Genomic DNA, 20,174 nt, shown 5'->3' on the forward strand with positions numbered 1-20,174 from the left:
TTTTTTATGTGTAGACAGACCCGAGGACAATGACAATGGGTGGTATCAGTATTTGGCAACTTCTAATCATTGCTGTAATTGTAATTTTGCTATTCGGAACAAAGAAACTGCGCGGTATGGGTGGTGACTTAGGTTCAGCGGTTAAGGGCTTCAAAAAAGCGATGAGCGATGAAGACAAGCCTGCAGATAAGAAAGATGCAGACTTCGAACCAAAGAATATTGAACAGCAGAAGACAGAAGCTCACGCTGAAACAACTGCTGAAACAAAGAAAGACAAAGAGCAGGCGTAAATCGTGTTTGATATCGGTTTTTGGGAACTGGTATTAATATCTGTCGTTGGGTTAGTGGTTTTAGGGCCTGAGCGTTTGCCCGTGGCGATTCGCAGTATTTCCAAGTTTGTTGGACAAGCGAAAAGCATGGCAAATAGTGTGAAAGATGAACTTTCTCATGAGCTTAAGGTGCAAGAGCTGCAAGAAAACCTACGCAAGGCGGAAAAAATGGGTATGGAAGATTTATCTCCAGACCTTAAAGCGTCAGTCGATGAACTCAAGCAGGCCGCTGCTGAGGTTCAACGTCCGTATGCTAAGCCTGAGTCTGATAAGCCAAGTGAGACTAAACCTAGTGTCACGGAAACTGTGGAATCTGAAACCATTCAGGTCAACAGCGAAGCTTCAGCACCGTCAGATAAGAAAACCGAATAGTCTCGCAAGGAGGAGTCGCCGGATACTTGAGTCGCTAGATGTTTAAATAGATAGCTATTCAAGTAAATAACTATTCAAGTGGATACCAATTCAACTGGATAGATACACGCGCGGCTCCTTTTCGATCTTCCTGTTTAAGAGGTTTGACATGTCTTCGACTGAGCAGACACAGCCTTTAATTAGCCACCTTCTAGAACTACGTAATCGTCTACTACGTGCGATTGTCGCGGTGCTAGTGATATTTGTCGGGCTAATTTATTTTGCTAATGATATTTATGAATTCGTATCAGCACCTTTGGTAGATCGTCTACCTGAAGGGGCGACGATGATCGCAACCGATGTTGCATCGCCATTTTTCACACCACTGAAATTAACCTTGATCGCGTCTATATTCCTCGCGGTTCCGTTTATTTTGTATCAGGTGTGGGCTTTTGTTGCTCCGGGTTTATACAAGCATGAAAAACGCTTGATCATGCCGCTATTGGCTTCAAGTTCATTGCTGTTTTACTGTGGTGTGGCGTTCGCTTACTTCATTGTATTCCCGTTGGTATTTGGCTTTTTTACGGCCATATCATTAGGGGGGGTAGAGTTCGCAACCGACATCTCAAGCTATCTTGATTTTGTACTCGCGCTGTTCTTTGCTTTTGGTATTGCCTTTGAAGTGCCCGTTGCGATTATCTTGCTATGTTGGACGGGGGCAACAACGCCTCAATCTCTATCTGAAAAGCGTCCTTACATCGTTGTAGGTGCTTTCATCATCGGTATGATGCTGACACCACCAGATATGATCTCACAAACACTGTTGGCGATTCCAATGTGTATTCTGTTTGAGATTGGTCTGTTCTTCGCACGTTTTTATACGCGTAAGCCAGATGCGGATGAAGAGGAAGAAGCTGAGTCTTAATTCGGAATGCTTCAGTAAGAATCACATAATAAAAAAGCGGCCTAGGGCCGCTTTTTTATTATGTCTGTTTATCGAATCTTTAACTGATAGCCACAGTTCTGACATATATAGAGCTCTTTGATGCCCAAAATCTTATGCCATAGGGTTCGATGTTGACGTTGTAAGTGTTGTGAATGGTCACACATAATCAACTACCTCCATATGCAGGTGGTTGATACTATACATATCACTTAGCTTTCTCAAATAAATTCAGGATAAATCCGTAATAATTACTTATTAATAGATTCATCATAGATTAAACAATGCCTTAGCATTTGTGCTGGTTATGTTTTCGACTTCTTCAAGGGTAATTCCGCGCAATTCGGCGATGCGTTTTGCCACCAATTCTGTATAGGCTGGCTCATTACGTTTACCGCGATTCGGTGTTGGTGCCAAGTATGGGCAATCTGTCTCTAGAATGACGTAATCCATATCAAGATGTGGGATTACCTTGTCCATCCCTGAGTTCTTAAAGGTCGAAACGCCGCCTAAACCTAAGTGAAAACCTAACGCATTGATCGCTTGAGCTTCCTCTAAGCTGCTGCCAAAACAGTGGAATACCCCGCGTAAGCTGCCATCTTGTTCTTTACGAAGTAGGGCAAGTGTCTCTTCAATGGAATCACGGGTGTGGATCACCACCGGTAGATCGAGCTCTTTTGCCCACTGCAGTTGAGTCACGAAAGCCATCTCTTGTTCAGCCTTGAAGGTTTTATCCCAGTACAAGTCGATACCAATCTCACCCACGGCGATAAAGTCATGCTTATCAAACCAAGCTCGAATGGTTTTGAGGGTTTGCTCGATATTCGCATCGACATAGCAAGGGTGTAAGCCCATCATTGAACGGCACACACCAGGAAACTGCGCTTCCGTTGCTAACATTGGCTCGATAGATTCTAAATCGATGTTCGGCAATAGAATGGTATCAATCCCTTGAGCCAGTGCGCGCTGTACGACTTGCTCGCGGTCTTCATCAAATTCGCTCGCGTAAATATGAGCATGGGTGTCGATCATTGTTTTGTCCTGAAAGCGGTCTTTACTGAGTTGTCATGAGTATACGGCAGTGTGAGGAGAAGGTCATTTTTTGCCATTTATCCCTGTTTTTGAGTGGGTTTCATATTTTACTGCTAGCGTCCTGAGCCATCAGTGATATGCTTTTGCCTGTATTTAGCACTTTTCATATCTAAGTATTTCGGTGCTTAGACTAGGCAAGGAGAATCTAGTGTCTGTTTCAATTCAAGGTCAATTCCCAGGTCGCCGTATGCGCCGTATGCGTAAGCACGACTTTAGCCGTCGCCTAATGGCAGAAAATCAATTGTCTGTGGATGATCTAATCTACCCAATGTTTATCCTGATGGGTAAAGACCGCCGCGAGCCTGTCGAGTCAATGCCAGGTGTTGAACGCTTGTCTATCGACTACATGCTTGAGGAAGCAGATTACCTGTCAAAGCTGGGTGTTCCTGCGATTGCTCTATTTCCAGTCGTGAACCAAGATGCTAAAAGTTTATGCGCAGCTGAAGCTCATAACTCAGAAGGTTTAGTGCAGCGCGCTGTACGTTTACTAAAAGAGCATGTGCCAAACATTGGCGTTATTACTGACGTAGCACTAGACCCATTCACCACTCACGGCCAAGACGGCATCATCGATGAAGATGGTTACGTGATGAATGATGAGACGACTGAAGTCTTGATCAAGCAGGCACTATCACACGCTGAAGCGGGTGCTGACGTGGTTGCACCATCGGACATGATGGACGGTCGTATTGGTAAAATCCGTGAGGCGCTAGAAGAAGCGGGCCATATTCACACTCAGATTATGGCGTACTCTGCGAAATACGCATCGTGCTATTACGGTCCATTCCGCGACGCAGTCGGCAGTGCTTCGAACCTGAAAGGTGGTAACAAGAAGAACTACCAGATGGATCCTGCGAACAGCGATGAAGCGATTCACGAAGTCGCGATGGATCTTAATGAAGGTGCGGACATGGTGATGGTTAAGCCTGGCATGCCTTACCTAGATATCGTGCGCCGTGTGAAGCATGAACTTCAAGCGCCGACATTTGCATATCAAGTGTCTGGTGAGTATGCGATGCACAAAGCGGCGATTCAAAACGGTTGGCTGAAAGAGCGTGAAACCGTCATGGAATCACTGCTGTGCTTTAAGCGCGCTGGTGCTGATGGCATTCTTACTTACTTCGCTAAAGATGTGGCTGAATGGCTTGCAGAAGACAATGCACAAGCCGCAGAGCACTTAAAAGAAAAGTAATCGTGTAGAGTTCACTTAAGTGATCAGTAAAGGGTTGGCCATTGTGCCAGCCCTTTCGTTTATAAGGATGAATAAGATGTCAGTTGTCGTGCGTGAAGGTTCGTTAGAAGAAGTGGTGTCTGTGGTCGAGCAGATCTCTGAGTTCGCTAAAAAAGAGAGTGTCGCTTCTCTTTCAGAGCGGCTGGTAGGGAAAAAGAACCTTATCTTAGTGGCTGAAGAGGCTGGGGTGCTGCTTGGTTTTAAGATCGGCTATGAATTGGATCAGCAGACTTTTTACAGTTGGTTTGGTGGGGTGTCACCGCTCGCGAGGAACAAAGGCGTTGCACAGGCGCAATTAGACGCTCAGGAACAGTGGGCGAAAGAGCAGGGCTACAGACAGTTAAAGGTTAAGTCTCGTAACCAGTTCTCAGCCATGCTGCGCCTGTTATTAAGAAACGGTTACCTAATCGAAAAATTTGAAGAAAAAGAAGACATTAATGACCATAGAATCCATTTTTTGAAGCAAATTTGAACACTGTCGTTAACAGCATATAAATTAAATGAGATTTATTATCATTTAATTGTTGACTATCAAATGAGAATCATTATTATTAACTTCGTCTTAGGGAATGAGGAAATGTTCACAAGGATGTTAAGTACTCAAGTATCTACTTGGTTACCCAACAGAATTCTCGCGAACTTGTACTAAGTTCTTTTTGACACGACATTGCTCACATTGCTTCCAGTGTAATTTATAGCTTTTAGGTAAAGCTGTGGTATTCAATTTGAATGGCTTTACCGGTTTTTGCTAGGCGACATCTTCGGGTGTCGCTTTTTTTATACCTACCATTTCAATAAGATGCATATTTAGTGGCACGTATTTTTATGAATAAAACGCCATCAGCATTCTTTTCCACAACGCAAGATCGAAAAAAGATCGTTGATCATCTGTTCGATCTGTAAAATTATCCTTTATTTTCAGTTGCTTATTGGTGTTTTTTGAGTTGTTTACCTTAGTTCTCAACAGGGTGGATAAATAATATAAACAGAGTTATCCACAGAACGCTTGCGTCTAAGAACAAAAAATAACAACAAATCGATTATAACGAACACAACCGAGTGAACGGATACAGATCGACAACGTGGAATCCAACCAACAGACGTGGCATTCTTAACAGATAATTTCTGTACTTACTGGATACACAAACATTATGGCTCGTATTCCTGATAACCCATTGATTCTGATCGATGGCTCTTCTTACCTATATCGCGCGTTCCATGCTTACCCTGGCACAATGAGCAATGGTGATATCCCAACTAACGCCGTTTACGGTGTAGTTAACATGCTGCGCAGCATGATGCGTCAATTTGCTTCTGATCGTATTGCGGTAATTTTTGATGCGAAAGGAAAGACGTTCCGTGATGACATGTACCCAGAGTACAAGGCAAATCGTCCACCTATGCCTGATGATCTTCGTTGTCAGATTGAGCCTTTACACAATGTGATTCGTGCAATGGGTTTGCCACTTATCTCTATTCCCGGCGTTGAAGCGGATGATGTGATCGGTACACTTGCTTCTCAAGCTTCTGCGATGGGTATGCCTGTGCTTATTAGTACTGGCGATAAAGATATGGCGCAGCTGGTCGATGACAACGTTACTCTGATCAACACCATGACCAACGTGGTCATGGATCGTGAAGGCGTGATTGAGAAGTTTGGTATTCCACCAGAGCTTATCATCGACTACCTTGCACTGATGGGCGATAAAGTCGATAACATCCCAGGTGTTCCAGGTGTTGGTGACAAGACAGCGACTGCTTTGCTGCAAGGCATCGGTAGCATCGAGAAGTTGTACCAAAATCTTGATGATATTGCGGCGCTTGGTTTCCGTGGTTCAAAGACCATGGCTAAGAAGCTGATTGATAATAAAGACAACGCTGAGATGTCTTACGAGCTTGCTACGATCAAATTGGACGTCGAGTTAGAAGAGACACCTGAGTCGCTTGTAAAAGCACAACCAAACACGGATGAGCTGATTAAGCTATACGGTCAACTGGTCTTCAAGTCTTGGTTGAACGAGCTACTTGAAGGTGGCAGCGGTGTGGTTGAGGCGGATGAAAAGTCGGGCGCAGTGCGTAGCAATACGGCATCAACCACTTCTACCGTAGAAATGAACACCTCTGCCGTGACCATTGATCGCAGCAACTACGAAACCATCCTCGATGAAGCGTCATTCAATGTTTGGCTAGAGAAACTGAAAGCGGCTGAAGTGTTTGCCTTTGATACTGAAACAGACAGCCTAGATTACATGGTGGCGAACCTCGTTGGCCTGTCATTCGCGACTGAAGAAGGCGTTGCCGCTTACGTGCCAGTTGCTCATGATTACCTAGATGCACCGCAGCAGCTGGATCGTGATTGGGTACTTGAACAGCTTAAGCCGATTCTTGAAGATGATGCACAAGCAAAAGTAGGTCAGAACCTTAAGTATGATATGAGTGTGCTAGCGCGCTACGGTATCGAGATGAAAGGCATCAAACACGACACCATGTTGGCGTCTTACGTTTTCAATAGCGTAGGTGGCAAGCATGATATGGACAGCCTAGCGCTACGTTTCCTACAGCACAGCTGTATCTCATTTGAGCAGATCGCAGGTAAAGGTAAGAAACAGCTTACTTTCAACCAGATTGAGCTGGGTGAAGCCTCTCCATACGCTGCAGAAGATGCTGACGTGACACTACGTCTTCATAATCGTTTGATGGAAAACATTGAGCAAGATGAAAAGCTAAAAGCCATCTATGAAGAAATTGAAGTACCACTGATCCCTGTGATGTCTCGCATTGAACGCACTGGCGTATTCATCGATGACATGTTGCTAGGCGCTCAATCGCAAGAGATTGCGGTTCGTCTGGATGAGCTAGAACAGAAAGCCTACGAGATTGCTGAGCAAGAGTTCAACATGAACTCGCCAAAACAGCTGCAAGCGATCCTGTTTGAGAAAATGGGCCTGCCTGTTATCAAGAAAACGCCATCAGGTGCACCTTCAACCAATGAAGAAGTGCTGCAAGAACTGGCTCTTGATTACCCGCTACCTAAGCTGATCATTGAGTATCGTGGTCTTGCGAAGCTGAAGTCTACCTATACAGATAAGCTGCCAAAGATGATCAACGCTGAAACCGGCCGTGTTCATACGTCTTACCACCAAGCGGTAACGGCGACGGGTCGTTTGTCTTCGACGGATCCAAACCTACAGAACATCCCAATTCGTAATGAAGAAGGTCGTCGTATCCGCCAAGCATTCGTTGCACAACATGGTTGGAAGATTCTAGCGGTCGATTACTCTCAAATTGAATTGCGTATCATGGCGCACCTTTCGGGTGATAAAGCGCTTCTGGAAGCATTCCAACAAGGTAAAGATATCCACGCGGCAACCGCGGCTGAGATCATTGGGGTTGATATTGAGCAGGTAACGACGGAACAACGTCGTCGCGCTAAAGCGGTTAACTTCGGTCTTATCTACGGCATGAGTGCTTTTGGCTTGGCTAAGCAACTGGGTATTCCACGTGGCGAAGCACAACATTACATGGATACTTACTTCGAGCGTTACCCTGGCGTGATGCAGTATATGGAAGACACGCGCAGTGCGGCTTCAGAGCAAGGTTTCGTAGAAACCATTTACGGTCGTCGTCTGCACCTTCCTGAAATCCAATCTCGTAATGGTATGCGTCGTAAGGCGGCTGAGCGTGCGGCGATCAACGCACCAATGCAAGGCACAGCGGCAGACATCATTAAGAAAGCGATGCTATTGGTTGATGAATGGATCCAAGCGGAAGGCGATGGTCGTGTGAAATTGCTTATGCAAGTACACGATGAATTGGTATTTGAAGTAGAAGAGTCATCTTTAGCCGAAATTGAAAGTAAAGTACAAGAATTGATGGAATCCGCTGCAGAGCTAGAAGTGCCGCTTGTCGCGGAAGCTGGCCACGGTGACAACTGGGATCAAGCCCACTAATCAGTTTTTGACCTTAATAAGTAAATTAGTATGAGCCAGTGCACAAACACTGGCTTTTTTTTGTCTCAAATAAAGTCAGGTCGTAGTAAGAATTTAGGTGTTTTAATAAAACATTCATGAAAAAAAACTACAAAAGTTGTTTTCATTTCTGAGCAATTGTTGTACATTAAATCTCGTAGGGTACAGAGGTAAGATGTTCTATCTTTCAGACCTTTTGTTTCACGTTATTGGATTAGGCTGATTCAGCCGCCCCAGTCAGTATTTGACTGGGGCGTTTTTTCTTGTGCGAAAGAAAAATATTTCCAACCTGCTATCCCCCCAAAAACCTCTCGTTTTTAGTGTCTTTCATTACACTTTCTCAAGCACAGTGATAAACCCCCTGATTTGCCTTAGATCTGGAATTCGACCAGCTTTTGGTAATTTAAATCCGTCTCTAAGTTGATTGTTTTATCGCTTGAAATAACTTTTATTTTACAAGTGATCGATAAAGGATTGATGGCTCACGCCTTATTTATCAGTGTATTGAGTCGGTGAATGCTCAATGTAATCCATGATTTTCTGTTGTTTCTCGGTGCTGTATTTCAGTGCTTCGGCGGTGATCTGGATGGATTGCGCCATCGAAGAGATATTGTTGGTCGCTTTTACCAAGGTTTGCTGCATTGGTTTCAGGATAAGCAGATAGATAGCGGTCAAAGCGATAATAATGACGGCGATAACGGCCGCCAGCGCAATGATGATCTTGGTCTGAATATCATCCAACAGCATTTGACTGGTTTGTTTAAAGGCGAGTCGAGATTGGTCTAAGGCTTGTGGCAGTTGATTGAGGGATGTCTTGGTGGAGCTCGCAAGCTTATTGATACTTTCAACGGTTTGGTTCAAGGCTTGTTGCTGGTCTTCGCTTAGGTTGGGGTTGTTGACTATCGCCTGCAAAGATTGCGATATCACCTCAAGAGACTCACTCGCATCTTGGGCGTACTTTTCCATCCCATCTAAGTCCAAGGTCATATCGACATTGATCAGTGGGGTTTGTTCTTGTTCTGCTTCAGAAGCAAATCCTGTCAGTGAGACCAACATAAGTGCAATGATAGCCAATGGTGTTTTCCACATGAGTATTCCTTTCTCATTATCCTGTTTATTTAGATGTGTTTTTTAGTATGGTTCACTTCTGTTGCTTGTAACGGGTTAATCCTGTCTTTGATTCTCAGTTTTTGAGTTTAAATCGCTAATTTTAGGGAAAAAAATACCCCACCTATATAAGGAGGGGTATTGATAAGGCTAAATTACTTGCTGTAAGTGCTCTAACCTATAGTGATAAGTAGGGGAACTACTCTGAGTCGTTGTGCTCTTCGTCCGCTAGCTCATCAATGATTTGATCAGCAAGCGCAGGGGCAAACCACTCATCCATCTTGGCACGCAGTTGGTCAACGCCGATGCCCTTCATTGAAGAGAAGACATCAACCGCAACATCACCACCGAAAGATTTCGCGTCGTTACGGATTTTCAGTAGCTGTGCTTTACGCGCGCCACTTTTCAGTTTGTCTGCTTTTGTTAACAAAACCTGTACTGGGATGCGGCTATCGATAGCCCAGTAGATCATTTGTTGGTCAAGGTCTTTCATTGGGTGACGGATATCCATCAATACCACTAAACCTTTCAGGCTTTCACGTCGTTGTAGGTATTCACCTAACGACTTCTGCCATTTTTTCTTCATTTCAAGCGGTACTTGAGCAAAGCCATACCCAGGTAAATCGACGATATGACAACCGTCCGTCACCTTAAATAGGTTGATTAGCTGAGTTCGACCGGGTGTTTTACTGGTTTTCGCCAAGCTTTTTTGGTTGGTAACGCGATTTAGCGCGCTAGATTTACCAGCATTGGAGCGTCCTGCAAACGCAATTTCGATCCCTTCGTCTTCTGGTAAATGACGAATATCAGGTGCACTGGTAATGAAATGCGTGTTTTGATAATGAATTTTTACGCTCACTGTTAACTCCATCTCGACTTTGTGTAGTCGATTGATTACTTTTTTGTGAATTTGTGTAAAATAACCGTGCTCGGCATAAGGTCGCCTATTGTACCATGAGTGGCAACATAGAGTGGTACTGGAAGCTTGATAATTATAATGGAATGTCATGAAGAAATTAGCGCTAATTTTGAGTCTTTTAGCCAGCTGCTCAGTATGGGCTCAAGGTAGTATTGAAGCTGGTAAAGCCAAATCACAAACATGTGTTGCCTGCCACGGTGCTGACGGCAACAGTCTGATCACTCAGTACCCTAAGCTGGCTGGTCAACATGAGAAGTATCTAGAAAAGCAGTTAAAAGAGCTTAAACTAGGTATGACAAGTGGTGGTAAGCAAGGTCGTTACGAACCTGTAATGGGTGCAATGGCGATGCCTTTATCTGAAGAAGATATGGCTGACCTAGCGGCATACTACGCCTCTCTACCTATCTCTAGTAACTCTACTCCTGAAAATGTAGTAGATGAAGGTAAGGTTCTTTACACTGCGGGTAATGCAGAACGCGGCGTAACGGCGTGTATTGCTTGTCACGGCCCTCGTGGTAATGGTACCGAACTTTCTGGTTTCCCTAAGATTTCAGGTCAGCACGCAGATTACATCAAGGCTCAACTTGAAAAATTCCGCGATGGTGACCGTAATAACGACATGAATGCGATGATGCGTGATGTAGCTAAAAAGTTAACAGACGCTGATATTGATACCTTATCGAAGTACGTTGGTGGTTTACACTAATTTGTCGGTTTCTTGCTCTTAGCCAGAGTAAAGGAATGTACGTTCGAGCGAGATTGAAGAGACGCCCCGATCAGTAATGGTCGGGGCGTTTTCTTTTGCATTGGTTTTATTAATGCATTTTGCATTTATGTCTGATTTATCAATGTGTGATCGATTTGTGTACAAAAGTGTGAAGTCGCACTCTTGTAGTCTTTTTGTAACACGGTAAAGTAACCGCCATCAGCTAGGAGCTGACTTAGATATGGATGATCATCTAGTCTAACGGTATAGACAGAAATGGATCAGGCTAGGACAGCCCAGCAACAAGGTGTTAGAAAAGGATAGCCAAAACTCATCAGGACGATGAACAACAAACAAATTTGGCATGGAAAGCACCAATAACAAATGGAGATTTGTGTACCAAGTTGAGTATGCAAATTTTGGCCGATATAGGCAGATTTAGAGAGCGATAGGTTTTCCTATCGCTTTTTTTATTGATTTGATGAAAAAACACCCAATACCTCTCCACTATAAACTCAGTTTCTGGTATGTTTCGCATCCCTGTTTAAGGATGTGCTATGTATACTTGTCCCTTATGCCATCACCAAGGCGTGAATCACTATTTTGAAGACAAACGCAGAGCCTATCTGCAGTGTCAGCAATGTGAACTGGTATTTGTTAAACCTGAACAAAGGTTAGAAGCAAAAGAAGAAAAAGCACACTATGATCTCCATGAGAACGATCCTAGTGATGCAGGCTATCGCCGCTTTTTATCTCGCATCGCGGATCCACTAACAGACAAAATTTCATCTAACTCACAAGGGTTGGATTTTGGTTGTGGCCCAGGCCCTACGCTATCTATTATGTTAGAAGAAGCCGGACACACCATGGAGTTGTACGATATCTATTACCACCCAGATACCTCTGTGTTGGAAAAAACGTATGACTTTATGACTGCCACGGAGGTGATAGAGCATCTTTATCACCCAGACAAAGTGTGGCAGCAATGGTTGAATTTAGTTAAACCCAAGGGCTGGATTGGTCTTATGACTAAACTAGTAATAGACGTAGACGCGTTTGCTGGTTGGCACTACAAGAATGACCCGACACATGTCGTCTTCTTTAGTCGTCAAACATTCCAGTTTTTGGCAGAGCGGGATAAGCTCGAACTAGAATTTTTTGGAAATGATGTAATTTTACTGAGGAAAGTGCAGTAATGGGTCGTAGTAAGAAATCAAGAAAACCGGGAGCACTTGGCGCTCCGGAACCTATGGTTACTCGTAACCGTAGTGAATCTGATGTTGAAGGTCGTGAACGTAAGCGTGTTAAAAAGCGTAAAGGCCTTAAGTCTGGCAGCCGCCACTCAGATGGTAGCGAAGCAAAACAGCGTAAAGCTGCACAAGCTCGTGATCCACGTTTAGGCAGCAAGAAAAAAATCCCGCTGATCGTTGAACCAGCGAAGAAGCCGACTAAACAAGAGCGCAAGCTGTCTAACGAACAAGAGTTAGAAATGCTTGAGAATGATGCTCAACTGAACACATTGCTAGATCGTATCGAAAATGGTGAGAACCTAGGTGCTGGTCTGCAGAAGTTTGTTGATGAGAAACTTGATCGTATCGAACACCTAATGGGCCGCTTAGGTCTACTAGAGCCAGAAGACGATGAAGAAGAGATCTTCGAAGAAGCACCGGTTGCATCTAAGAAGAAAGCGAGCTCTGACGAAGACTTGCTATCTCAATTCGAAGATTTCGATTTAGACAGCTTTAAAGGTTAATAGCCAATGAACGTAACCTTATTAGCAATTGCTGGTGGAATTATCATTCTCGGCTTGGGCTCTTACGCAGGTTACCTTCTACTTCAAGTGAAGAAGCAGACGGAGTTGCAAAAGCAGCATCAAGCACTTGCCATTGAAAAACGTAACGCGACGATTTACGAAAACGTAAATACTTTGTGCTTAGCGGGCATTCAAGGGCAATGTGACTTACCTGAGATCAGTATCAGAGTGTGTATCATTATGGATAATGTTCAGGGTGATGAGCGTGTCGATTTTGATTCTGAGTATCCTGCTCTTTCTGAGCTGTACCATATCGTAAAAGATATGGCTCGCGGAGATGCAAGACAGGAACTGACGAAGAAAGAGCGCATGCAGCAGAATCTCACACGCCATAAGGCAGAGACTCGCTTGAATGATGCGGTCATTGAAGATCTGAAAAGGTTGCAAGAGAAGGTTAAGCCTCTCAACAACCAAATCAACATTCAGATGATCTAGTCGCTAAGACTTTTAAAATAGAGGCTTGTTTAATACAGAGTGTTCTTGAGTTATGCGGTTGTTGAGACATATAGTTTTGTTTAGACATATAGTTTTAATACGCCTTGTTCTTAAGACAGCTTATCTTTATAGATAGTGTTAAATGAGCCTTCTTACCTTTTGCGTCTCGTTAATCCCGACGCTTTGTTAGTGATCAAGCTAGCAGTTCTGAGTTTTTGTCTGAAAAATTGATTTTGTCTTAGAACGACCTTACTGGTCGTGTGGCAAAATAACCCGTCTATATTTTAATGTATGTAAAATGATTTGAGAGACCTTAGGTTCTCGCGGATCTAAATTGGAAATACCGCTATGTCGAGCAAGCCAGTAACAACGAATCAGCAAATCGTTTGGGATCAAGAGATCTTAAACAAGTACAACTATTCGGGACCTCGTTACACCTCATACCCAACTGCGTTGGAGTTTCATGAAGCGTTTACCGTCGCTGATTACGACATGGCGTGTACTCAATATCCTGAGCGTCCACTCTCTCTTTACGTGCATATCCCATTCTGTCACAAGCTTTGTTATTACTGTGGTTGTAATAAAGTCATTACTCGTCACTCGCATAAAGCGGATGAGTACCTTGATGTGATCGAACATGAAATCCGCCAGCGCGCCTCTTTATTGAATGGTCGTGAAGTGACTCAATTGCACTTCGGTGGTGGTACGCCAACGTTTTTGACCAAAACACAAATCACTCGCTTGATGATGATTCTGCGTGAGGAATTTAACTTCACCGCTGACGCTGAGATCAGTATTGAAGTTGACCCGCGTGAGATTGAGCTAGACGTACTTGATCACCTGCGTAATGAAGGCTTCAACCGTTTGAGTATTGGTGTACAAGACTTCAATAAAGAAGTGCAGAAGTTGGTTAACCGTGAGCAAGATGAAGAGTTCATCATTGCGATGGTTCAACGTGCGAAAGAATTAGGTTTCCGCTCAACTAACCTTGATTTGATTTACGGCCTACCGAAGCAGACTCAAGCTTTGTTCGCTGAAACATTGAAGCAAGTGCTGGAGATGAAACCGGGTCGTTTATCGGTATTTAACTACGCACACATGCCTCAGTTGTTTGCTGCTCAGCGTAAGATTAAAGACGAAGACCTACCGGAAGCGAAAGAGAAAATGGCGATCTTACAAGATACCATCGAAACGCTAACGGGTGCGGGTTACCAGTTCATCGGTATGGACCACTTTGCTCTACCTGAAGATGAGCTAGCGGTTGCCCAGCGTGAGGGCATTCTGCATCGTAACTTCCAAGGCTACACCACTCAAGGTGAAGCTGACCTAATTGGTTTCGGTGTTTCTGCGATCTCTATGGTGGGTGATGCTTACGCGCAAAACCAAAAAGAGTTGAAGAAGTACTACGCTCAGGTGAATGATTTGCGTCATGCACTTTGGAAAGGTGTGGCACTAGACAGTGATGACCTTCTACGCCGTGAAGTGATCAAGCAGCTTATCTGTAACTTCAAGCTTGATAAAACCATGATCGAGTCTGAGTTCTCGGTTAACTTTAATCGCTACTTCAAAGAAGATTTAGAGCTTCTACAAACCTTCATCAACGATGATTTGGTTGAAGTCGATGACAAAGAAATCCGCGTTACTCTGCGTGGCCGTTTGCTGATCCGTAACATCTGTATGTGCTTTGACAAGTATCTACGCGCTAAGGCTCGCCAGCAGCAATTCTCTCGCGTTATCTAATCGCTCGATTGAGAATAGAAACATAAAAAATGCCAGCATCATGCTGGCATTTTTATATCTGACTCATTCGATTTCTGCCTGACTAGGTGAGGCTCTCAGTGGTATTTTGTTTTACCTTGGCACTTTGCTTGGAGTTGCTGAGGTCGGTAGGCCATTGGTCAAACGGAACTGGACGGCTGTATAAGAACCCTTGAGCAAGCGGGCACTGCAGCTGTTTGAGGAGTTCAGCCTGTTGCTGTGTTTCAACGCCTTCGGCCACCAAGCTCACTTTGAAACCCTTAGTGATGTTAACGATGGCCGCGACGATGGAGCTATCTAGGTTCTCTTTTTCTAGCTTGCTAACGAAGCTACGATCGATTTTCAGGCAATCAAATGGCAGCTTTTGCAGATAGGCTAGGGAAGAGTAGCCAGTACCAAAATCATCAATTGCGATTGAGACCCCTAATGCTTTTAGTGTCAGCATGTTATCGATGATGGTCGGGTCGTTGTCGACGATGCGTGATTCGGTGATCTCTAGTGTCAGGTTGCTTGCTGGCAGCTTTGTGTCTCGCAACGTGCCTTTTACTTGTTCAACAAAGCCACTTTCGCTTAGCTGATCGACCGATAGATTTACGTGAATCGAGAAATCTTTGCTCCACTTTCCTGACTCAATCGCGATGGCTGTATCTCGACACGACTTATGCAGAATTTGTTTTCCGATATCGTAAATGAGCCCGCTCTCTTCCGCGAGAGGAATGAACTCGAGTGGCGAGATCACCCCTTCATCGGTTATCCAGCGAGCTAAAGCTTCAGCTCCAATAGTTGACCCGGATTCCAGATCAATAATAGGCTGGTAAAACGGTTCGAACTGCTGAAGCTCAATCGCTCGATTCATCCGCGCTAGCATCTTGGTTCGATGTCTTGATGCTTTGCCCATTTCAGGGCTATAAATACTGACATTGGTTTTGTCTTGTTTCGCATTGCTCAATGCAATACTGCTGCTGCGTAACAGTAGTGTGATGTCGTGGAGATTCGAGACCTTCACTATCCCCATCGATACCTTAATCACCACGCTCTCCGATTCCATTGAAAATGGGGAAGCGAAGGTTTGAAGTAAGCGATTAGTCAGGAGCTGAACATCATCGCTTTGCGTAACGTTTGGCGCATAGATGGCAAACTCATCACCACCAGTACGAGCCAGCAGGTATTCGGATGGCAGTGTGCCTCTTAAGCGTGCGGCCGAAATGATAAGCAGCTGATCACCATTGTAATGACCTAGGCTGTCATTGATGTCTCGGAAGCGATCAATACCAATCAAATACAGCGTGCCTTTTTCGTTGTCAGGATGTTTCTTGGCAGCGTCAATAAAGCCTTCACGACTGTATAGCTTAGTTAATGAGTCATAGGTAACTTGAGACTGTAACGCGTGAAACGAGGCCTTTAAGTTGTTGGTCATTTCATTGAATGACTCCACCAACATGCTAGTTTCATAGATATGACCCATCTTTGGCATGCTCGTGTCCCAATCGCCCTTAGCAAGGCGTTTTGCTGCATCCGCTGTCGAGGTTATCGGTTGGGTTACACGATTAAAGGCAATTAATCCTGCAATTACCCCAAGGCAACTCAGTGCCAGCCCGAGCAACCAACTGTTTCTTTGATTTTCTGGCAATTCACCGAGCAGATTACTTTCAGGGATCGACACCCCAATAAACCACGTGAGGCCGTGCTCATCTTCGTAAGGGGTGATTTGGTTGAAGTAGCGTTCGTTGTCTAGGCGGAAGCTAAAGCGCTGCTCGCCCAAATTATCGATTAGGTGGAATTGGTCTACGTAACTGGCGCTTTCACGTATGACGGGGTTAGCACTCTCTGTTGCGAGGAGACGTTGGCCCTTGTGGGTTTTTCCTGTGCCCCATGAAACGACACTGCCTCCGCCTGAATGCGCGACTAAGCGTTGCTGTTTATCGATGATGTAAACAGAGGCATCCGTTCTATCTTTGAGCTTTCGGAGAAATGCATTGAAGGTATTGATCTTGATGTCGCTGACTACGACGGCTTTGAATTCGTTATCATCATAGATAGGTGCGAGAGCAGATAAGGTGATTTCTTGGCGCTCGTCAGCATTGGCATAAATTGGTGACCATAACGGTTTTTTCTGTGTCGCAACGGGTGTGTACCAAGGACGGATTCTTGGATCGTAACCTGAAATTACCGAGCGAATGTCTTCACTGATCTTACTGCCACGGTAAATGACCAACTGATCATTGGTGCGTTCGTCTTGCACCATCAAGGTGTAGCCTTTATTGGCTTCTTTGCGGAAACCGACGTAGTTACCATCTTCAGAACCAAAGCCGATAACATCGAGTTGAGGTACAGCAGTGTAATGGTCTGAAAACGTATAAAAAATATAGTCTTGGACCTTGCTGAGATTACCCGCTTGATAAAGGTGGTGGTAGCCGATGTTATGGCTGAGCGAGAGGTTCGCATGAAATGGCTTTTCTAAAAAATTAGACAGGCTTTGATGAACATTATCAGTCAGTGATGTTAGTTGGCGTGCACTAACATCACTCACCATCTCTTTGTAGCTTAGCTTTTGAGTGAAAACCATTACGCCCATAGTGAACAGAAAAATCATCACGAATGGCAGAACCACTGCGGTTCTCAAAGTAATTTGTGTTTTCAAAGACATCTTTAGCTACAACTTTGGTGAATAGTGTACCGTAATTGTACCGACACTATTCAAACCAAGCGACACTTTTTTGGTTAAAAAGTAGCTGCATCGAAAATAATATAAGGTCTAGTACAGTTCTTTGAGTTTACGAGTTAGGGTATTTCTTCCCCATCCCAAAACCTTAGCTGCATCCTGTTTATGACCATTAGTATGGGTGAGTGCAGCCTCTAGCAGTATACGTTCAAACTCTGGCAGAGCATAAGTCAGCAGCTCTTTTTCTCCTGAATCAAGCGCACACTTTGCCCAATTAGCGAGCAGTTGTTGCCAGTTATCTCCAGCTCCTGAGGTTGTCACCACTTTTTCTTCCAACAGCTCTGGTGGCAGGTCTGAAGGGAGAATTTCGCTGCCGCTCGCCATCACGGTGAGCCAACGACAAATGTTCTCAAGCTGACGCACGTTACCCGGCCAATTGAGTTGGTTGAGTTTCAAAATGGTCTCAGGATGCAGTGTCTTCACTTCAACACCGAGCTCTTCGGCGGCGGATGCTAGGAAGTGGTGAGTTAGCTTTTCAATGTCTTGTTTACGTTCGCGCAGCGCTGGGATATGGATTCGGATAACGTTGAGGCGGTGGAAAAGGTCTTCACGGAAGTCACCTTCATGTACCAAGCGCTCAAGATCTTGGTGGGTTGCCGCAACGATACGCACGTCAACCTTAACCGCAGAGTGTCCACCTACACGATAGAATTGACCATCAGAAAGTACACGTAACAAGCGAGTCTGAATATCGAGTGGCATGTCGCCGATCTCATCAAGAAATAGTGTGCCGCCGTTGGCTTGTTCGAAACGTCCTTGGCGAACGCTGTTGGCTCCGGTAAAGGCGCCTTTCTCGTGGCCAAACAGTTCAGACTCGATCAGATCTTTGGGGATCGCTGCCATGTTCAAAGCAATGAAGGGTTTCTTGGCTCTTGGGCTATGACGATGCAGCGCGTGGGCAACCAGCTCTTTACCCGTACCCGATTCACCATTGATCAGCACGGATATCGATGAGCGAGACAAACGGCCAATAGCTCGGAAAACCTCCTGCATCGCAGGTGCTTCGCCGATGATTTCTGGCGCATTGGTGTCTTCAGCGACTTCATTGGCTTGCTCGCGTTTCTGTTCTTGGCTGTGCGCAATCGCTCGTTCTACGAGAGTCAGTGTCTCATCAATGTCGAACGGCTTTGGTAGATACTCAAAGGCGCCTTTTTGATAAGCATTCACCGCAGCATCGAGGTCTGAGTGCGCGGTCATGATGATTACGGGCAGGTCGGGAGAGCGTTGATGAACCTGATGCAACAGCTCAATCCCGTCAATGCCGGGCATACGAATATCAGACACCAATACGTCAGGAGTCTCGCGTTCAAGCGCAAGTAATACGCTCTCAGCATCAGCAAATGTTTCACACTTTATATCCGCAGATGAAAGTGTTTTCTCTACTACCCAGCGGATAGAACTGTCGTCATCGACGACCCAAACGTATCCCTTACTCATAATTCAATTCCTTTGCAGCCAAATCTATTGTGATAATCATTGTTGTTTTTATGATGTCTTAATCTTTGTGTTACCGAGTTGAGTCTTCATCTCGCTGTCTAATCGCGAGGTTCTTGTGACCTAAATCGGTAGATAAATCGTGAATGTGGTGTTACCTGGCCAACTTTCAACATCAATTTTTCCGTTGTGCTGATCGATCAGGTTTTGAGATATCGATAACCCTAAGCCTGTGCCACCCTCTCGTCCGCTAACCATTGGGTAAAAAAGCGTGTCTTTTAAATCATCGGGGATGCCTGGGCCGTTATCGCTGATCTCAATGCGTGCAGCGAGTTTGTGTCGCTGACCATGAATGTTGGCTTGATGCACCGTTCTGGTGCGAATGGTAATTTTGCCCGAATCTTGTGCCTTTAAAATCTGCGCCGCATTGCTCACGATATTGAGCATCGCCTGTTCAACCTGCGCTGAGTCCATCACTATTGGTGGCAGGCTTGGATCGTAGTCTCGCTCAATCGCCAGTGTGGATCCGGATTCGAGCTCGACCAACTGCCTTACTTTTTCAAGTATCTGGTGAAGGTTTTCTTCTGACTTGGTTCCCGGCTTCTGTGGACCAAGCAGACGGTCGACCAAGGCTCTTAAGCGGTCGGCTTGTTCAATAATGATCTGGGTGTATTCATTCAAAGATTGATCAGGGAGCATCTTGCCAAGTAATTGCGCCGCTCCTCTTAAGCCACCTAGTGGGTTCTTTATCTCATGAGCTAATCCACGCACCAGCAGCTTAGCTGCTTGCTGTTGTGCGTGTTGGTTAAGCTCTTGGCTGAGGCGTCTTTGCTGGTCTATTTTTCGCATCTCAACCAATAACAGCGTCTCTCGCTGCCAAGAGATTGGGCTAACTGTTACCTCAAGCATCAGTGGGCGGTTATCAACCACAAAGGTCACGTCACTGTCGGTAATGCTCTGGCCACTTTGTAGCGGTTGCGTTAGCAGTGCCAAATCCAATGAGGCGTGTTGGATAAGTTGGCTTAGTGGATGATCAACGATGCGTCGTGCGCTCTGCGAAAAGAGCTGTTCAGCTGCCGGATTGGCGTATCGCACATACAATTGCTCATCGAGCATCAATGTCGAAGTCACCATATTGTCGAGAATGGCGCTGGAAAGATGATGTGTATCTATGCTGTCGCTTTTGGCTGATCGATTCACTATTTCGTCCTTGAACTGGTGTTTTTCTCACTGCACCAAAATGGTGCGTAGCTAAGTTCAAGTATGGCGCATATCAACCAGAAGCTAAAGATAATTCATTAGAGTCGCTGAAAGCTGCTTCGATTAGGTGAAAAGTAGAGGTTATTTGGTCTCTTTTAACACATTG

18 protein-coding genes are annotated in these 20,174 nt (G+C 44.9%); 12 read left to right on the plus strand and 6 right to left on the minus strand.

Going from position 1 to position 20,174, the window contains the following annotated elements; all coding sequences use genetic code 11:
• Positions 1-35 precede the first annotated feature (35 nt).
• The 3 genes from tatA to tatC all read left to right on the plus strand — a co-directional run bounded on the left by tatA (position 36) and on the right by tatC (position 1,605).
• Positions 36-290: a Sec-independent protein translocase subunit TatA gene (gene tatA, locus CWO13_RS15535; RefSeq protein WP_017060154.1), complete on the plus strand. Its 255-nt coding sequence runs from the start codon at positions 36-38 to the stop codon at positions 288-290.
• Positions 291-293: 3 nt separating this feature from the next.
• A complete protein-coding gene (gene tatB / locus CWO13_RS15540) occupies positions 294-701 on the plus strand; it encodes a Sec-independent protein translocase protein TatB (RefSeq protein WP_102432212.1) in 408 nt (135 codons plus the stop codon).
• A 148-nt stretch (positions 702-849) separates the two neighbouring features.
• Complete coding sequence (tatC, locus tag CWO13_RS15545; RefSeq protein WP_017060156.1) at positions 850-1,605, plus strand: twin-arginine translocase subunit TatC; 756 nt, start codon at positions 850-852, stop codon at positions 1,603-1,605.
• Between the two features lie 288 nt (positions 1,606-1,893).
• Here the strand turns inward: tatC and CWO13_RS15550 are convergent, their stop codons facing one another.
• Positions 1,894-2,655, minus strand: a complete 762-nt coding sequence (locus tag CWO13_RS15550; protein WP_102432211.1) for a TatD family hydrolase — start codon at positions 2,653-2,655, stop codon at positions 1,894-1,896.
• 208 nt (positions 2,656-2,863) lie between these two features.
• Here CWO13_RS15550 and hemB point away from each other — a divergent pair, with 208 nt between their 5' ends.
• The 4 genes from hemB (at position 2,864) to CWO13_RS23820 (ending at position 8,137) form a co-directional block, all read left to right on the plus strand.
• Positions 2,864-3,907: a porphobilinogen synthase gene (gene hemB / locus CWO13_RS15555; RefSeq protein WP_017060158.1), complete on the plus strand. Its 1,044-nt coding sequence runs from the start codon at positions 2,864-2,866 to the stop codon at positions 3,905-3,907.
• Positions 3,908-3,983: 76 nt separating this feature from the next.
• Positions 3,984-4,418, plus strand: a complete 435-nt coding sequence (locus CWO13_RS15560) for a GNAT family N-acetyltransferase (protein ID WP_048661279.1) — start codon at positions 3,984-3,986, stop codon at positions 4,416-4,418.
• Between the two features lie 679 nt (positions 4,419-5,097).
• Positions 5,098-7,896 (plus strand): DNA polymerase I, encoded by a 2,799-nt coding sequence (gene polA, locus CWO13_RS15565; protein WP_057621837.1) that lies wholly within the window; start codon positions 5,098-5,100, stop codon positions 7,894-7,896.
• Positions 7,897-8,089: 193 nt separating this feature from the next.
• On the plus strand, positions 8,090-8,137 hold the full coding sequence (locus CWO13_RS23820) for a hypothetical protein (protein ID WP_438356636.1): 48 nt from the start codon (positions 8,090-8,092) through the stop codon (positions 8,135-8,137).
• A 266-nt stretch (positions 8,138-8,403) separates the two neighbouring features.
• On the opposite strand, the gene CWO13_RS15575 is transcribed toward CWO13_RS23820, so the two are convergent.
• Both CWO13_RS15575 and yihA read right to left on the minus strand, forming a co-directional pair.
• Positions 8,404-9,003 carry a GTP-binding protein gene (locus CWO13_RS15575; protein ID WP_102432209.1) on the minus strand — a complete coding sequence of 200 codons (600 nt, stop codon included), beginning with the start codon at positions 9,001-9,003 and terminating at the stop codon, positions 8,404-8,406.
• Positions 9,004-9,220: 217 nt separating this feature from the next.
• Positions 9,221-9,880 (minus strand): ribosome biogenesis GTP-binding protein YihA/YsxC, encoded by a 660-nt coding sequence (gene yihA, locus CWO13_RS15580; RefSeq protein ID WP_017060162.1) that lies wholly within the window; start codon positions 9,878-9,880, stop codon positions 9,221-9,223.
• A 148-nt stretch (positions 9,881-10,028) separates the two neighbouring features.
• Between yihA and CWO13_RS15585 the strand changes: the two genes are divergently transcribed.
• From CWO13_RS15585 to hemN, 5 genes are all read left to right on the plus strand, one after another.
• Positions 10,029-10,646 carry a c-type cytochrome gene (locus tag CWO13_RS15585; RefSeq protein ID WP_012602993.1) on the plus strand — a complete coding sequence of 206 codons (618 nt, stop codon included), beginning with the start codon at positions 10,029-10,031 and terminating at the stop codon, positions 10,644-10,646.
• A 557-nt stretch (positions 10,647-11,203) separates the two neighbouring features.
• Positions 11,204-11,842, plus strand: a complete 639-nt coding sequence (locus CWO13_RS15590) for a class I SAM-dependent methyltransferase (protein WP_048612436.1) — start codon at positions 11,204-11,206, stop codon at positions 11,840-11,842.
• A complete protein-coding gene (gene yihI, locus CWO13_RS15595) occupies positions 11,842-12,399 on the plus strand; it encodes a Der GTPase-activating protein YihI (RefSeq protein ID WP_017060163.1) in 558 nt (185 codons plus the stop codon). Before CWO13_RS15590 ends, yihI begins: the two co-directional genes overlap by 1 nt.
• Positions 12,400-12,405: 6 nt before the next feature.
• On the plus strand, positions 12,406-12,894 hold the full coding sequence (locus CWO13_RS15600; RefSeq protein ID WP_048661282.1) for a DUF2489 domain-containing protein: 489 nt from the start codon (positions 12,406-12,408) through the stop codon (positions 12,892-12,894).
• A gap of 348 nt (positions 12,895-13,242) precedes the next feature.
• On the plus strand, positions 13,243-14,634 hold the full coding sequence (gene hemN / locus CWO13_RS15605; RefSeq protein ID WP_048663047.1) for an oxygen-independent coproporphyrinogen III oxidase: 1,392 nt from the start codon (positions 13,243-13,245) through the stop codon (positions 14,632-14,634).
• Between the two features lie 82 nt (positions 14,635-14,716).
• Here the strand turns inward: hemN and CWO13_RS15610 are convergent, their stop codons facing one another.
• The 3 genes from CWO13_RS15610 to glnL form a co-directional block, all read right to left on the minus strand.
• A complete protein-coding gene (locus CWO13_RS15610) occupies positions 14,717-17,299 on the minus strand; it encodes a GGDEF and EAL domain-containing protein (RefSeq protein WP_102478224.1) in 2,583 nt (860 codons plus the stop codon).
• Positions 17,300-17,407: 108 nt separating this feature from the next.
• On the minus strand, positions 17,408-18,811 hold the full coding sequence (glnG, locus tag CWO13_RS15615; protein ID WP_102478225.1) for a nitrogen regulation protein NR(I): 1,404 nt from the start codon (positions 18,809-18,811) through the stop codon (positions 17,408-17,410).
• A gap of 120 nt (positions 18,812-18,931) precedes the next feature.
• Complete coding sequence (glnL, locus tag CWO13_RS15620) at positions 18,932-20,008, minus strand: nitrogen regulation protein NR(II) (RefSeq protein WP_048663049.1); 1,077 nt, start codon at positions 20,006-20,008, stop codon at positions 18,932-18,934.
• Between the last annotated feature and the right edge of the window lie 166 nt (positions 20,009-20,174).

Origin of the sequence: Vibrio sp. ZF 223, assembly GCF_003050585.1 — a bacterium.
Taxonomy (GTDB): Bacteria; Pseudomonadota; Gammaproteobacteria; order Enterobacterales; family Vibrionaceae; genus Vibrio; species Vibrio crassostreae.